A 15,224-nucleotide genomic window follows, 5' to 3' on the forward strand; every position below is an offset into this window, starting at 1 on the left:
TGCGGCCTTTTTTTATGGCTTAACGCCGGTCGAGGGAAATGGCTCCAGGTCCGACAATCGCAAGCAAAATAAAGGCGCCAGCAATACTGACGTTCTTATAGAAGTTAATCATATTCGGCACGACCGCATCACCTGTCATATCCCAGTAGTGGTGCCCAATCACCGCGGTTCCGAGGGTATAGAATACAAACAGTACCGCGAGAGGACGGGTGAAAAAGCCCAGGACGATCAGGATAGCGGCAGGCACTTCCATTACCACCGCAATAATGGCCGCCAGCATGGGCATCGGCGCACCCAGCGAGGTCATATATTGTACGGTGCCGCTAAACCCCGTCAGTTTTGGATAACCAAAGATAATAAACAGCACGACAAGCGCGATGCGGCCAATCAGCAGCAGCAGGTGACGTGACTGACCGAAATCTAAATAACGTAGAGTGTTCATAGCTGGCTCATTTTTCAGGGGACCCAATCTAAAATTAATACACAAATCCATAGTCTTCCATTCAGCTTTTCTTCATAAATCAGGCGTTCGCGTGATGTTAAATTCAGACTTCGTGTAAAATTGTCTCTTTTCTTTGGCAAGGGAAATTTATGCAGTGCATATCATGTCAGCAAGAAGAGGCAAATAAAGAATCCGGGCTGTGTAATCAGTGTGAGCGTGCAGACGAAAAGAAAATTAACGGGCTGCTTTATCTCCCGGCGGCGGGCCTGGTGATTAACCTCATCATGACGCCTATTGGAGCATGGAATTACTTTGCGGCGATGTTCCACTTTTTCCAGTCAGGGGGAATTAACCTGTTTGGGGCCGTGGGTATCGCGGTAATGATAATTGATGTGGCACTGACCGCGGCCGCAGGCTGGTATTTCTTTAAAAGAAAGTCGGGTATCCGTAAGATCATCATTCCCTACTATTTAATGGGCGTTGTCTCTGTGCTCTATTTTATGGGCATACCTGCCTGGCTCTTCGACGCAAGGCTGGATACGGCTGATATTCGCAATGCGCTTTCCTCCATTGTTGGCGCATCGATCTGGATCCCCTACTTCCTGGTTTCCAAACGCATTAATCAGGTTTTTGTACGCTAGACGTTTCGCAGGGCCGCCATGGCCCTGTAAAATGTGCGTGTTATTCACTTGTTAATAGTTGCTTGCGCAGGCTTTGATTTAACGCCAGACTATGGCCTCGATTTCGGGAGGGATTCATGGTCTTGCATTCCACGCGCTGGCTGGCGCTCAGTTATTTCACCTATTTTTTTAGCTACGGTATTTTTCTTCCTTTCTGGAGCGTCTGGCTCAAGGGTATCGGCCTGACTCCTGAGACCATCGGTGTCCTGCTGGGGGCCGGGCTGGTGGCGCGTTTCCTCGGCAGCCTGCTGATTGCCCCGCGCGTCAGCGATCCCTCCTTGCTGATCAAGGCCGTGCGTATTCTTGCTCTGCTGACGCTGGTCTTTGTTGCCTGCTTCTGGGTCAGCCACCAGTTTGCCTGGCTGATGGTGGTGATGGTCGGCTTTAACCTGTTCTTCTCACCGCTGGTGCCGCTAACGGATGCCCTGGCGAACACCTGGCAAAAGCAGATCACCATGGACTATGGCCGCGTGCGCCTGTGGGGCTCTATTGCCTTTGTGATAGGTTCCGCGCTGGTGGGCAAACTGGTCAGCCTTTACGATTACCGCGCCATTCTCGCCCTGCTGAGTATCGGTATTGCCTCAATGCTGCTGGGCATGCTGCTGCGTCCGTCGGTGATGCCGCAAGGGGAAAGCCGCCATCAGGAGAGCGCAGGCTGGCCCGCCTGGCGGAGCCTGGTGGCCCAGAGCTGGCGTTTTCTGGCGTGTGTCTGTCTGCTTCAGGGGGCGCATGCGGCGTACTATGGCTTCAGCGCCATCTACTGGCAGGGGGCGGGATACTCTGCTTCCGCAGTGGGCTATCTGTGGTCGCTGGGGGTAGTGGCCGAAGTCATTATCTTCGCCCTGAGCAAGAAGCTGTTCCGCCGCTTTGGCGCGCGAGACCTGCTGCTGCTTTCCGCCGTGTGCGGCGTGGCGCGCTGGGGGATTATGGGCTGGACGACCGATCTGCCGTGGCTGATAGTGGCGCAAATCCTTCACTGCGGCACCTTTACCGTGTGCCATCTGGCGGCCATGCGCTATATCGCAGCGCGCGAGGGCGGAGACGTTATTCGCCTGCAGGCCGTCTATTCGGCGGTCGCGATGGGGGGCAGTATCGCGATCATGACGGTCTTTGCGGGGTTCCTCTACCAGCATCTGGGGCATGGGGTCTTCTGGGTGATGGCGCTGGTCGCCTTACCCGCCATCGTTGTTCGTCCTAAAGTGGCCGCTCGCGCCTCGCTATGATTCCAGCATGGCGCGAATATGTTCTTGCTGCTGCGCGTTCAATGTCTCAACGGCATGTATCAGCGGCGGCGAGAACAGCGGCAGGACGGTAGGGTAGGGGGTGATAACCAGCGCGGCTTCGCGCGGTGCCCCCTCTTTCTGGAAAGCCTGCAGCGTCAGATAGCGAATGTTGAGCGGCAGCAGCGTCAGCTCGCGAAGCTGCTGTTCAATCAGGTCCTCGGTGGCTTTATCGTCTCCCGTCAGCAGGATCACCTGTTTTTCGTGCAGATCGGTCTCCTGCATCAGCCAGGCACCGAAAATCACCGCGACAAGACTCATCTCTTCATCTGAAAAACGCAGCCCAAACTCCGCCTCCAGCTCAAACAGCGCTTCCTTTGTGGTGCGTAAGAGCCGGGGATAAAGGCGATGGATCTCCTCCGGCAGGCTATTGTCGATGCCGATCTCAAACAGCGAGCGGTCCAGCGCCTGAGCCAGATGGATATATAGCTGATCGGTCAGCCCTTGCTCATCGCTGAAGTTCATCCCGGTCTGCGAGCGAAAACGAGCGACCATGCGCACGATGGCCCGACGCAAGCGCTGATCCTGCTGGTGTTTATCGAGCACCGGATCGGGCGTGCGGAGCATCATAAACAGCAGGGCCAGAAACAGCTGTTCATCCCCGTGCGCACCCTGCGGCACGCGACGTCTCCAGTGACGCACGATCTCCTGGGCCGTAAAGTACTCCCCTCTCGACTGGGTCCAGCTGCGCTGAACGTGAGAAAACTGCGGCGTATTCCCGAGCTGATGCTGAATAAGACAGTATTGCAGATAGAGCTGTAAAAACTGGACGTCGCGGCATTCAAACTGGCGCTGCAGCTTGCGGGAGCAGAAGCCGATCAGCGCCCGCAGGTTCGCATCATCGTAAAGCGGCCGCGCAATGCCGTGTTGTTTAAGCGCGGTTTTTAATGCGGGGGTAAACTGGTGCGAGACAAACTGCGGGCAAAGCCGCAGCGCCCGGCGCAGCCAGTGCAGCAGGCATAAACGCTGATTCAGGGCTGTGCCTTCAATCCGGTAGCTGCCGTCGTGGTGCGTGACGATGTCCAGCCGGTGATAGCGCTGGATTTCATCGCGCGTCTCGGCTATATCTTGCCGTGCCATCGCGTCGTCCACCCCGTTGGCAGCAATTATGCTCTGTGCGGTGACGGCAGCATCGGGCAGGTAAAGCATCAAAAGCACCTGGCAGCGGCGCTGCGAACTGGAAAGCACAGATGGAATTTCAAGCGTCGTCATCATCTGTCGGGTATCCAGTGTGAATGTTTGATAAGAATAGCTAAAGGATGAGCGCTGAAAAGCGCGCCGGCAGGCCTTTCACTCAGGATTGCTGGGGAACATCACAGAATTTTTGACGTGAGGAATTGATGCAAACAGTTAAACAAAGTGCGATGGCGTTATTTTTGGCGGTTATCAGCTTCACCGCCAGCGCACACCCTCACAGTTTTATTGACCTCCAGACCGAGCTGGTTACCGACGGCACGCAGCTGAGCGGCCTGAAGATGCGCTGGACGATGGATGAAATCACCTCGGCCGATCTGCTCTATGATGCGGGAAACGCGAAGCCCGGCGATGAAATCTGGAAAAAGCTGGCGGCGGAAGTGATGGCTAACGTGCTCGGCCAGCACTACTTCACGGAATTCTGGCACAACGGGCAGAAGGTCAAATTTCTGAACCGGCCAACGGAATACGGTATGACGCGTGACGGGCATCAGGCGGTGCTGACGTTTGTGCTTCCGCTGGCGCATCCGCAGCCGCTGGCGGGGCAAACGTACCGCTTTTCTACCTTTGATCCTACCTACTATGTCGACATGCGCTATGACAAAGACGGCGACGTACGGCTGCCGGACGCTCTGCAAAAAAACTGCAAAATTGGCGTGCACACCCCGAAACCCAGCGAAGAGACGCTGAACTTTGCGATCTCGCTTGATAAAGAAGATGCCCCCCCTGAGAACATGGAGTTGGGTAAACAGTTCGCGCAGGAGGTGACGTTACAATGTCAGTGATCTCTTCTCCGGTTCGGAAACCGCGCCGCTGGCTGCACCTCTGGCCGCTGGCGCTCTTTCTCCTGCTAGCCGTTTGCGGTTCGCTCTGGCTATGGCAGGCCTGGCCGCAGGTGATGATGAAAAGTATTGTCTGGCAGCGTGAGGTCAACCAGCAGATGAGCGGTCTGCTGAAGGCGGTGGCGGAGAACCCGACCAAAGCGGGCGGATCCCTGCTGGCGTTCAGCTTTATCTATGGCGTTCTGCACGCGCTGGGGCCGGGGCACGGCAAAATCGTGATCGCGACCTGGCTCGCCACCCATCCATCAAAGCTGAAATCGAGTATCGGGCTGACGCTGGCCTCCTCGCTGCTTCAGGGCAGCGTGGCGATTGCGCTCGTCGTTGTCGTCCTTTCGCTGTTGCAGCTTCCCGCGCGCCAGCTGCACATGAGCAGTTTCTGGCTGGAGAAGGGGAGCTACGCGCTGGTTGGCGTGCTGGGGGTGATCCTCTGCTGGCGGGCGCTGAAAAAGCTGCGCGTGCTGCTGCGAAAGCCAACGTTCAAATCCTTTACGCCGCACCACGTTCATGATGAAAACTGCGGCTGCGGGCATCAGCATTTGCCCACGCAGGAACAGTTGCAGAACGGCGACGACTGGCGCGCGCGGCTGATGATTGTTCTCTCGATGGGCATGCGCCCGTGTTCGGGGGCCATCATGGTGCTGCTGTTCAGTAAGGTGATTGGCGTGTTTGGCTGGGGAATGCTCTCTGCGCTGGCGATGGCGGCAGGAACGTCTCTCACCATTTCGTCTTTAGCGCTGCTGGTTCACAGCTTCCGTCAGCTGGCGGTCAGACTCAGCGGCAATAAAACGCCGGTGCTGTGGCGGCAGGTAGGGTGGACAACGCTTGCGCTGGCGGGCGGAGTGATTCTGCTGGTGGCGGCGGTGACGATGTGGATGAGCGCGGTGCCGGTGGGAAGGGGATTGCGGCCTTTCTAGCGTACTGAGGGATTTTGTAGGCCCGGTAAGCGTAGCGCCACCGGGCTTAACTAACTGGATTAACGCTTCAGCGCATCGCTCAGTTCATCACGCATGTTTGCCAGCATGGCTTTAACAACGCGTGGGTTACCTGCAACGACGTTGCCGGTAGACATATAGTTATGGCCGCCGGTGAAATCACATACGATGGCGCCTGCTTCACGTGCGATCAGCTCGCCCGCAGCAAAGTCCCACGGCTTCAGAGACAGCTCGAAGTAACCGTCAACGCGGCCGGTCGCCACGTAGGCCAGATCCAGCGCGGCAGAACCGGTGCGGCGGAAGTCAGCGCATTCGGTAAACAGTTTGCCCAGGATATTCATATAGGTGGTCGCGTGCTGTTTCGCCTTGAACGGAAAACCGGTCGCCAGGATGGTGCCGTCCAGATCGCGTGCGTTGCTGCAGCGCAGACGGTAGCCGTTCAGCTGTGCGCCCTGACCGCGGGTAGCGGTGAACAGTTCATTACGCATTGGATCGTAAACAACGGCGACTTCAGTACGGCCTTTAATGCGTACTGCGATAGACACAGAGAAGTGTGGCAGGCGTTTAACAAAGTTGGTGGTGCCATCCAGTGGATCGATAACCCATTGAACATCCTGATCGGTACCTTCATGTTCACCGCTTTCCTCGGTGATGATGGTGTGCTGCGGGTAAGATTTGCGGATCGTTTCGATAATAATCGCTTCTGCGGCTTTATCGACGTTAGTCACGAAATCATTGCTGCCTTTCTGGCTGGTTTCTACGGAGTCTGGCGTTTCGTAGTGTTTGGCAATTACATTACCCGCCTTGCGCGCTGCGCGCACGGCGATGGTCAGCATCGGATGCATCGGTCTCTCTCACTGGATGTTAAAGAACAGGAAAATCGGCGCAGAGTATAGCAGTGGGATCGGATTATGTCTCCCGTTTATGATAATATGCCGGAATATTCTTCAGACGCTGAATTCAGACATTAAAAATTATGCTGCAAAACATTCGAATCGTGCTGGTCGAAACATCGCACACCGGCAACATGGGCTCCGTTGCCCGCGCTATGAAAACCATGGGCTTAACGAACCTGTGGCTGGTTAATCCGCTGGTGAAACCTGACTCGCAGGCTATCGCCCTGGCGGCCGGTGCCAGCGACGTGATCGGCAACGCCCAGATCGTCGATACCCTTGACGAAGCGCTGGCCGGCTGCAGCCTCGTTGTCGGGACCAGCGCGCGTTCACGCACGCTGCCGTGGCCGATGCTGGATCCGCGCGAATGCGGCCTGAAAAGCGTCTCAGAAGCGGAGCAGGCACCGGTTGCGCTGGTGTTTGGCCGCGAGCGCGTTGGCCTGACCAACGACGAGCTGCAGAAGTGCCACTATCACGTCGCCATCGCGGCGAACCCGGAATACAGCTCGCTGAACCTGGCGATGGCGGTGCAGGTTATCGCCTATGAGGTGCGTATGGCGTGGCTGGCGACGCAGGAGAAACAGGTAGAGCCTAAAGAAGAGACGGTCTACCCGCTGGTGGACGACCTTGAGCGCTTCTACGGTCACCTGGAGCAGACGCTGCTCTCAACCGGCTTTATTCGTGAAGGCCACCCGGGCCAGGTGATGAACAAGCTGCGCCGTATGTTTACCCGCGCTCGCCCGGAAAGCCAGGAGCTGAACATCCTGCGCGGGATTCTGGCGTCGATTGAGCAGAAGAATAAAGAGTAGTGTCGATTTCCCCCTCTCCCCGCGGGAAAGGGCTAGGGTGAGGGCATCAGACCGCACCTGGGTTATGAAGGCACGGAACGTTAAATACCTGACTAAAACAGTCAAGTAAATAGTTGACCATTTTAGTCAGGAATGTCAGACTTGGCCCTGCTATGCAATACCCCCATTTTACAATAAAAAACCCCGGGCAGGGGCGAGTTTGAGGTTAAGTAAGACATGAGACTGACATCTAAAGGGCGTTATGCCGTGACCGCGATGCTGGACGTTGCGCTCAACTCCGAAGCGGGCCCGGTTCCGTTGGCTGATATTTCTGAACGACAAGGGATCTCCCTCTCTTACCTGGAACAGCTGTTCTCCAGACTGCGTAAAAATGGACTGGTTTCCAGCGTTCGTGGCCCAGGCGGTGGTTATCTGCTGGGTAAAGACGCGGGCAGTATTGCAGTTGGTGAAGTGATTAGCGCAGTTGACGAATCCGTTGACGCGACCCGTTGCCAGGGGAAAGGCGGCTGCCAGGGCGGCGATAAGTGCCTGACCCACGCGCTGTGGCGCGATCTGAGCGACCGTTTGACCGGCTTCCTGAACAACATCACCCTCGGTGAGCTGGTGAATAACCAGGAAGTTCTGGATGTCTCTGGTCGTCAGCACGGTCAGGATTCCCAACGCAGCACCCGCGCGCAGGACGCTATCGACGTCAAACTGCGCGCGTAATAAAACGATAAAGATTTCAGAATCAGGCCGGGGCGGTCACGCCCCGCGTACTCGGTCGTACATCCAGCCGGTTGCCTGATTCCTTGCATTGAAGCGATGTACGGAGTTTAAAGAGCAATGAAATTACCGATTTATCTCGATTACTCCGCAACCACGCCGGTGGACCCGCGTGTTGCCGAGAAAATGATGCAGTGTCTGACCCTGGACGGAAACTTTGGTAACCCAGCTTCCCGTTCACACCGTTTTGGCTGGCATGCTGAAGAGGCGGTTGATATCGCCCGTAATCAGATTGCCGACCTGGTGGGTGCCGACCCGCGTGAGATTGTATTCACCTCCGGTGCGACCGAATCCGACAACCTGGCGATCAAAGGTGCAGCCAACTTTTATCAGAAAAAAGGCAAGCACATCATCACCAGCAAAACCGAACACAAAGCCGTGCTGGATACCTGCCGCCAGCTGGAGCGTGAAGGGTACGAAGTGACTTACCTGGCGCCACAGAGCAACGGGATCATCGACCTGAAAGAGCTCGAAGCGGCCATGCGTGATGACACCATTCTGGTTTCCATCATGCACGTTAACAACGAAATCGGCGTCGTTCAGGACATCGCAACCATCGGCGAAATGTGCCGCGCGCGCGGTATCATCTATCACGTTGACGCGACCCAGAGCGTGGGCAAACTGCCTATCGATCTGAGCCAGCTGAAAGTGGACCTGATGTCCTTCTCCGGCCACAAAATTTATGGCCCGAAAGGGATCGGCGCGCTGTACGTTCGTCGTAAACCGCGTATCCGCATCGAAGCACAGATGCACGGCGGCGGTCACGAGCGCGGCATGCGTTCCGGCACTCTGCCTGTTCACCAGATCGTGGGCATGGGCGAAGCGTACCGCATTGCAAAAGAAGAGATGGAAACCGAGATGGCGCGCCTGCGCACGCTGCGTAACCGTCTGTGGGACGGCGTGAAAGATATGGAAGAAGTGTATCTGAACGGCGATCTCGAGCAGGGCGCACCGAACATCCTCAACGTCAGCTTCAACTATGTTGAAGGCGAATCGCTGATCATGGCGCTGAAAGACCTGGCCGTTTCTTCCGGTTCTGCCTGTACGTCTGCAAGCCTGGAGCCATCCTACGTGCTGCGCGCGCTGGGCATGACCGACGAGCTGGCACACAGCTCTATCCGTTTCTCTTTAGGTCGTTTCACTACCGAAGAAGAGATTGACTACACCATCAAGCTGGTTCGCAACTCCATCGGCCGTCTGCGCGACCTTTCTCCACTGTGGGAAATGTTCAAGCAGGGCGTGGATCTGAACAGCATTGAATGGTCACATCACTAATCGGTACATAAGGAGAATTCAATCATGGCATACAGCGAAAAAGTCATCGATCATTACGAGAACCCGCGCAACGTTGGCTCTTTTGACAACAGCGACGAATCTGTCGGTAGCGGCATGGTTGGCGCACCGGCGTGTGGCGACGTGATGAAGTTGCAGATTAAAGTCAACAATGAAGGTATCATTGAAGACGCGCGCTTCAAGACCTACGGCTGCGGTTCTGCTATCGCGTCCAGCTCCCTGGTCACCGAATGGGTGAAGGGCAAGTCCCTGGACGAAGCACAGGCAATCAAGAACACCGATATTGCTGAAGAACTCGAACTGCCACCGGTGAAAATTCACTGTTCAATTCTGGCAGAAGACGCGATCAAAGCCGCCATTGCGGACTATAAAAGCAAACGTGAAGCAAAATAATTGAGGTTTGAGTATGTCGATTACCCTTAGCGACAGCGCTGCCGCGCGAGTAAGCTCTTTTCTGGCGAACCGTGGTAAAGGCTTTGGCCTGCGACTGGGCGTACGTACCTCCGGCTGTTCTGGTATGGCTTACGTACTGGAGTTTGTTGATGAACCGGCGTCTGATGATACCGTGTTTGAAGACAAGGGCGTGAAGGTGGTGGTCGATGGCAAAAGCCTGCAATTCCTCAACGGCACTCAGCTGGACTTCGTTAAAGAAGGCCTGAACGAAGGGTTCAAATTCACGAACCCGAACGTCAAAGACGAGTGTGGTTGCGGCGAAAGCTTCCACGTTTAACCGCGCGTCATCCGAAACCCCACCGTGGCTTACCCGCTGCGCGTGGGGTTTGTTCTAACAGGCTACCCCTGAGATTGTTATGGATTATTTCACTCTCTTCGGACTACCCGTTCAATACCCGATTGATCTCCAGGCGCTGACGATCCGTTTTCAGGATCTTCAGCGTCAGTATCATCCGGATAAATTCGCCAGTGGTACTCAGGCAGAACAGCTGGCTGCGGTATCGCACTCTGCGACCATCAACCAGGCCTGGCAGACGCTGCGCCATCCGCTGGCGCGTGCAGAATATCTGCTCTCGCTCCACGGTTTCGATCTGGCGAGCGAACAGCATACCGTGCGCGACACCGCGTTTCTGATGGAACAGCTGGAGCTTCGCGAAGAGCTGGATGAGATTGAACAGGCCAAAGACGAAGCGCGTCTGGAAAGCTTCATCACGCGCGTGAAGGGCATGTTCGATACCCGCCATCAGCAGATGGTGGAGCAACTGAACAACGAGACCTGGGACGCGGCGGCAGACACTGTGCGCAAACTCCGTTTTCTCGATAAACTGCGAAGCAGTGCTGAACAACTCGAAGAAAAGCTGCTCGATTTTTAATTTCGGAAGCAATTATGGCCTTATTACAAATTAGTGAGCCTGGCTTAAGTGCCGCACCGCACCAGCGTCGTCTTGCGGTGGGTATCGATCTGGGCACCACCAATTCCCTCGTGGCGACCGTGCGCAGCGGCCAGGCGGAAACGCTGGCCGACGAGCAGGGCCGCCATCTGCTGCCTTCCGTGGTCCACTACCAGCAGCAGGGTCACGCGGTCGGCTATGACGCCCGCGCCAACGCCGCGCGCGATCCGGCCAACACCATCAGCTCCGTAAAGCGCATGATGGGCCGCTCGCTGGCCGATATTCAGACCCGCTATCCGCATCTGCCGTATCAGCTGCAGGCCAGTGAAAACGGCCTGCCGATGATTGCGACCGCGGCCGGTCTGCTGAACCCGATTCGCGTTTCCTCCGACATCCTCAAAGCGCTGGCCGCGCGCGCTACGGCGACGCTCGGCGGCGATCTGGACGGCGTAGTCATCACCGTTCCGGCCTATTTTGACGATGCACAGCGTCAGGGCACCAAAGACGCTGCGCGTCTGGCGGGCCTGCACGTGCTGCGCCTGCTGAACGAACCGACGGCGGCGGCGATTGCCTACGGCCTCGACTCCGGTCAGGAAGGGGTCATTGCGGTTTACGATCTCGGCGGCGGTACCTTTGATATCTCGATCCTGCGCTTAAGCCGCGGGGTATTTGAAGTGCTGGCGACCGGCGGGGATTCCGCACTGGGCGGCGATGACTTCGACCATCTGCTGGCGGATTACATTCGCGAGCAGGCGGGCATCAGCGATCGCAGCGATGCGCGCGTGCAGCGTGAACTGCTGGATGCGGCCATCGACGCTAAAATCGCCCTTAGCGATGCGCAGACGGTTACCGTAAATGTTGCGGGCTGGCAGGGTGAGATCGCCCGCGACCAGTTCAGCGATCTGATTGCCCCGCTGGTGAAACGCACCCTGCTGGCCTGCCGTCGCGCACTGAAAGATGCGGGCGTTGAGGCGAACGAGGTGCTGGAAGTGGTCATGGTGGGCGGTTCGACCCGCGTGCCGCTGGTGCGCGAGCGCGTGGGCGAATTCTTTGGCCGCACGCCGCTGACCTCCATCGATCCGGACAAAGTGGTTGCCGTGGGCGCCGCTATCCAGGCCGATATTCTGGTCGGCAACAAGCCGGACAGCGAAATGCTGCTGCTGGACGTCATCCCGCTGTCGCTCGGGTTAGAAACCATGGGCGGCCTGGTAGAGAAAGTGATCCCGCGTAACACCACTATTCCGGTGGCGCGCGCGCAGGAGTTCACGACCTTCAAAGACGGTCAGACCGCGATGTCCATCCACGTAATGCAGGGCGAGCGCGAGCTGGTGCAGGACTGCCGCTCTCTGGCGCGCTTTGCGCTGCGCGGCATCCCGGCGCTGCCTGCGGGCGGGGCGCATATTCGCGTTACCTTCCAGGTGGATGCCGACGGTATGCTGAGCGTCACGGCGATGGAAAAATCCACCGGCGTGGAATCGTCCATTCAGGTGAAGCCGTCCTACGGCCTGACCGATGGCGAAATCGCCTCCATGATTCAGGACTCAATGAGCTACGCCGAGCAGGATGTGAAGGCGCGTATGCTGGCTGAACAGAAAGTTGAAGCCGCCCGCGTGCTGGAAAGCCTGAACGGCGCGCTCGCTGCCGATGCCGCGCTGTTAAGCGCCGCTGAGCGCCAGGTGATTGACGAGGCTGCCGCGCGCTTAAGCGCAGTAGCAGAAGGCAATGACGCTGACGCAATAGAAGAAGCCATTAAAAACGTTGATAAACAAACCCAGGACTTTGCTGCTCGCCGCATGGACAAATCTGTCCGCGTCGCGCTGAAAGGCCAGTCCGTGGACGAGGTTTAATATGCCAAAGATTGTTATTTTGCCTCATGCGGACCTCTGTCCGGATGGCGCTGTTCTGGAAGCGAAGACCGGTGAAACCATTCTCGATGTTGCCCTGCGTGCAGGTATCGAAGTGGAACACGCCTGTGAAAAATCCTGTGCCTGCACCACCTGCCACTGCATCGTGCGTGAAGGTTTCGACTCTCTCGCCGAGAGCACCGAAGACGAAGACGACATGCTGGATAAAGCATGGGGTCTGGAGCCTGACAGCCGCCTGAGCTGCCAGGCCGCGGTGACCGATGAAGATCTGGTCGTGGAATTCCCACGCTACACCATCAACCACGCACGCGAGCATTGATATGGGACTTAAGTGGACAGACAGCCGCGAAATCGGCGAAGCGCTCTACGACGCGAACCCGGATCTCGATCCGAAGACCGTACGATTCACCGACATGCACCAGTGGATCTGCGATTTAGAGGATTTCGACGACGATCCAAACGCATCCAATGAAAAAATTCTGGAGGCGATTCTGTTAGTCTGGTTAGATGAAGCAGAATAATTTCCACGTCATGCTTCACGTTGCCGATGCGTTGGCTGCGCTTGTTCACCCCGGTCACAGAGTTATCTCTGCTCCCGGGGATTCACTCGCTTGCCGCCTTCCTGCAACGCGAATCATTTAGTGGAAAGAGACTCTATGGGCTGCCTTCAGGCGGCCCGTTTGCTAATAAGGATAAATAAAATGACCGAAGCGATGAAGATTACGCTCTCTACGCAGCCAGCCGATGCGCGCTGGGGCGAGAAAGCCACCTACAGCATCAACAACGACGGCATTACCCTGCACCTGACGGGCAACGATGATTTGGGCCTGATCCAGCGCGCCGCGCGTAAAATTGACGGCCTGGGCATTAAGCATGTGTCCCTGGAAGGCGAAGGCTGGGACACCGACCGCAGCTGGGCATTCTGGGCTGGCTACAAAGGGCCGAAAGGCACCCGCAAAATTGAGTGGGCAAACCTTGACGCTGCCGGTCAAAAAGAGCTGGAAAGCCGCCTGCAAATCATCGACTGGGTGCGTGACACCATCAACGCCCCGGCGGAAGAGCTTGGTCCTGAGCAGCTGGCGCAGCGCGCGGTTGACCTGCTGTGCGGCGTGGCGGGCGACAAGATGTCCTACCGCATTACCAAAGGTGAAGATCTGCGCGAGCAGAATTACATGGGTATCCACACCGTGGGCCGTGGTTCTGAGCGTCCTCCGGTCCTGCTGGCGCTGGATTACAACCCAACCGGCGATAAAGCGGCGCCGGTCTTTGCCTGCCTGGTGGGTAAAGGTATCACCTTCGATACCGGCGGCTACAGCCTGAAGCAGAGCGCGTTCATGGACTCCATGAAGTCCGACATGGGCGGCGCGGCAACTATCACCGGCGCGCTGGCGTTCGCCATCACCCGCGGTCTGAACAAGCGCGTGAAGCTGTATCTGTGCTGCGCGGACAACATGGTGAGCGGTAACGCCTTCAAGCTGGGCGACATCATTCGCTATCGCAACGGCAAAAACGTCGAAGTGATGAACACCGACGCCGAAGGCCGCCTGGTGCTGGCCGATGGCCTGATCGACGCGTCTGCGCAGAAGCCAGAGCTGATTATCGACATGGCGACCCTGACCGGCGCGGCAAAAACCGCTCTGGGCAACGACTACCACGCGCTGTTCAGCTTTGACGACAAGCTGGCCGCTCGCCTGCTGGCAAGCGCTGCTGCCGAAAACGAACCGTTCTGGCGTCTGCCGCTGGCCGAGTTCCACCGCAGCCAGCTGCCGTCCAACTTTGCCGAGCTGAACAACACGGCGAGCGCGGCGTACCCTGCGGGTGCAAGCACGGCGGCAGGCTTCCTGTCCCACTTCGTTGAGAATTATCACGAAGGCTGGCTGCACATCGACTGCTCCGCAACCTACCGTAAAGCGGCGGTTGAGCAGTGGTCCGCTGGCGCGACCGGTCTGGGCGTGCGTACCGTGGCGAACCTGCTGACGGCTGAGTAATCTTTATTGCCCTCACCCTAACCCTCTCCCAAGGGGAGAGGGGATGGTTTGCTCCCTCTCCCTTGAGGGAGAGGGCCGGGGTGAGGGGAAATGCATCATCTGGAATTGTTATGTCCGAAACCAAAAACGAATTAGAAACCCTGCTGGAGCAGGCGGCGACCGAGCCCGCCCACCGTCCGGCATTTTTCCGCACGCTGCTGGAATCCACCGTCTGGGTGCCGGGAACCGCGGCGGAAGGTGAGCAGGTTGTAGAAGACAGCGCGCTGGATTTGCTGCACTGGGAGAAAGACGACGGCACGTCGGTGATCCCGTTCTTTACCTCGCTGGAAGCTCTGCAGGAAGCGGTAGAAGACGAACAGGCGTTCGTGGTGATGCCGGTGCGTACCCTGTTTGAAATGACGCTGGGCCAGACGCTGTTCCTTAACGCGAAGCTGCCGACCGGGAAAGAGTTTACGCCGCGTGAAATCAGCCATCTGATAGGCGAAGAGGGCAACCCGCTCAGCACCCAGGAAGTGCTGGAAGGGGGCGAAACGCTGCTGCTGTCTGAAGTGGCCGAGCCGCCCGCGCAGATGATTGATTCCCTGACGACGCTGTTCAAAACCCTGAAACCGGTTAGACGCGCGTTTCTCTGCTCCATTAAAGAGCGTGCGGACGAGCAGCCGGTGCTGCTGATTGGTATTGAGGCGGACGGCGATATCGACGACATCATTCAGGCGGCGGGAAGCGTGGCGACCGACACGCTGCCGGGCGACGAGCCGATTGATATCTGCCAGGTGAAGAACGGTGAAAAGGGCATCAGCCACTTTATTACCGAGCACATCACCCCGTTCTACGAGCGTCGCTGGGGCGGCTTCCTGCGCGATCTCAAAACCAACCGCATCATCTGATTACGGCGGGG

18 protein-coding genes are annotated in these 15,224 nt (G+C 57.3%); 15 read left to right on the plus strand and 3 right to left on the minus strand.

From position 1 onward, the window contains the following. Positions 1–19: 19 nt before the first annotated feature. Positions 20–442, minus strand: coding sequence for a DoxX family protein (locus ADJ24_RS19685; RefSeq protein ID WP_032667909.1), 423 nt, complete (start codon positions 440–442; stop codon positions 20–22). Between the two features lie 149 nt (positions 443–591). Between ADJ24_RS19685 and ADJ24_RS19690 the strand changes: the two genes are divergently transcribed. Next, positions 592–1,083, plus strand: a complete 492-nt coding sequence (locus ADJ24_RS19690; RefSeq protein WP_048703458.1) for a DUF2569 domain-containing protein — start codon at positions 592–594, stop codon at positions 1,081–1,083. A gap of 116 nt (positions 1,084–1,199) precedes the next feature. Then, positions 1,200–2,345 carry a 3-phenylpropionate MFS transporter gene (locus tag ADJ24_RS19695; protein ID WP_008502163.1) on the plus strand — a complete coding sequence of 382 codons (1,146 nt, stop codon included), beginning with the start codon at positions 1,200–1,202 and terminating at the stop codon, positions 2,343–2,345. On the opposite strand, the gene csiE is transcribed toward ADJ24_RS19695, so the two are convergent. Next, the gene (gene csiE, locus ADJ24_RS19700) at positions 2,340–3,617 is read right to left on the minus strand and encodes a stationary phase inducible protein CsiE (protein WP_023308831.1); all 1,278 of its coding nucleotides are present in this window, start codon (positions 3,615–3,617) and stop codon (positions 2,340–2,342) included. The two genes, ADJ24_RS19695 and csiE, sit on opposite strands and share 6 nt — an antisense overlap. A 125-nt stretch (positions 3,618–3,742) precedes the next feature. Here csiE and ADJ24_RS19705 point away from each other — a divergent pair, with 125 nt between their 5' ends. Beyond that, positions 3,743–4,381 carry a DUF1007 family protein gene (locus tag ADJ24_RS19705; protein WP_023308830.1) on the plus strand — a complete coding sequence of 213 codons (639 nt, stop codon included), beginning with the start codon at positions 3,743–3,745 and terminating at the stop codon, positions 4,379–4,381. After that, positions 4,372–5,352, plus strand: coding sequence for a nickel/cobalt transporter (locus ADJ24_RS19710; protein ID WP_023308829.1), 981 nt, complete (start codon positions 4,372–4,374; stop codon positions 5,350–5,352). Before ADJ24_RS19705 ends, ADJ24_RS19710 begins: the two co-directional genes overlap by 10 nt. Positions 5,353–5,411: 59 nt before the next feature. Here ADJ24_RS19710 and suhB read toward each other — a convergent pair whose 3' ends face one another. Continuing rightward, positions 5,412–6,215 carry an inositol-1-monophosphatase gene (gene suhB / locus ADJ24_RS19715; RefSeq protein ID WP_023308828.1) on the minus strand — a complete coding sequence of 268 codons (804 nt, stop codon included), beginning with the start codon at positions 6,213–6,215 and terminating at the stop codon, positions 5,412–5,414. 131 nt (positions 6,216–6,346) lie between these two features. Here suhB and trmJ point away from each other — a divergent pair, with 131 nt between their 5' ends. The 11 genes from trmJ to sseB all read left to right on the plus strand — a co-directional run bounded on the left by trmJ (position 6,347) and on the right by sseB (position 15,213). Further along, complete coding sequence (gene trmJ / locus ADJ24_RS19720; protein WP_023308827.1) at positions 6,347–7,072, plus strand: tRNA (cytosine(32)/uridine(32)-2'-O)-methyltransferase TrmJ; 726 nt, start codon at positions 6,347–6,349, stop codon at positions 7,070–7,072. Between the two features lie 216 nt (positions 7,073–7,288). Further along, on the plus strand, positions 7,289–7,780 hold the full coding sequence (gene iscR / locus ADJ24_RS19725) for a Fe-S cluster assembly transcriptional regulator IscR (protein WP_023308826.1): 492 nt from the start codon (positions 7,289–7,291) through the stop codon (positions 7,778–7,780). A 117-nt stretch (positions 7,781–7,897) separates the two neighbouring features. Then, a complete protein-coding gene (gene iscS / locus ADJ24_RS19730; RefSeq protein ID WP_008502157.1) occupies positions 7,898–9,112 on the plus strand; it encodes a cysteine desulfurase in 1,215 nt (404 codons plus the stop codon). Between the two features lie 24 nt (positions 9,113–9,136). Beyond that, entirely contained in the window at positions 9,137–9,523 is a 387-nt protein-coding gene (gene iscU, locus ADJ24_RS19735; RefSeq protein WP_003860661.1) for a Fe-S cluster assembly scaffold IscU, read from the plus strand. 13 nt (positions 9,524–9,536) lie between these two features. Continuing rightward, the gene (iscA, locus tag ADJ24_RS19740; protein ID WP_003860659.1) at positions 9,537–9,860 is read left to right on the plus strand and encodes an iron-sulfur cluster assembly protein IscA; all 324 of its coding nucleotides are present in this window, start codon (positions 9,537–9,539) and stop codon (positions 9,858–9,860) included. 79 nt (positions 9,861–9,939) lie between these two features. Further along, entirely contained in the window at positions 9,940–10,455 is a 516-nt protein-coding gene (hscB, locus tag ADJ24_RS19745; RefSeq protein WP_023308825.1) for a co-chaperone HscB, read from the plus strand. A 14-nt stretch (positions 10,456–10,469) separates the two neighbouring features. Beyond that, a complete protein-coding gene (gene hscA / locus ADJ24_RS19750) occupies positions 10,470–12,320 on the plus strand; it encodes a Fe-S protein assembly chaperone HscA (protein WP_023308824.1) in 1,851 nt (616 codons plus the stop codon). Between the two features lies 1 nt (position 12,321). Continuing rightward, positions 12,322–12,657: an ISC system 2Fe-2S type ferredoxin gene (gene fdx, locus ADJ24_RS19755; RefSeq protein ID WP_003860652.1), complete on the plus strand. Its 336-nt coding sequence runs from the start codon at positions 12,322–12,324 to the stop codon at positions 12,655–12,657. A gap of 1 nt (position 12,658) precedes the next feature. After that, positions 12,659–12,859 carry a Fe-S cluster assembly protein IscX gene (iscX, locus tag ADJ24_RS19760; RefSeq protein ID WP_003860650.1) on the plus strand — a complete coding sequence of 67 codons (201 nt, stop codon included), beginning with the start codon at positions 12,659–12,661 and terminating at the stop codon, positions 12,857–12,859. Between the two features lie 180 nt (positions 12,860–13,039). Then, positions 13,040–14,326 (plus strand): aminopeptidase PepB, encoded by a 1,287-nt coding sequence (gene pepB / locus ADJ24_RS19765; protein ID WP_023308823.1) that lies wholly within the window; start codon positions 13,040–13,042, stop codon positions 14,324–14,326. 110 nt (positions 14,327–14,436) lie between these two features. Further along, the gene (sseB, locus tag ADJ24_RS19770) at positions 14,437–15,213 is read left to right on the plus strand and encodes an enhanced serine sensitivity protein SseB (RefSeq protein ID WP_023308822.1); all 777 of its coding nucleotides are present in this window, start codon (positions 14,437–14,439) and stop codon (positions 15,211–15,213) included. The last annotated feature ends 11 nt before the right edge of the window (positions 15,214–15,224 follow it).

This window comes from Enterobacter sp. 940_PEND (assembly GCF_001059415.1).
Taxonomy (GTDB): Bacteria; Pseudomonadota; Gammaproteobacteria; order Enterobacterales; family Enterobacteriaceae; genus Enterobacter; species Enterobacter cloacae_M.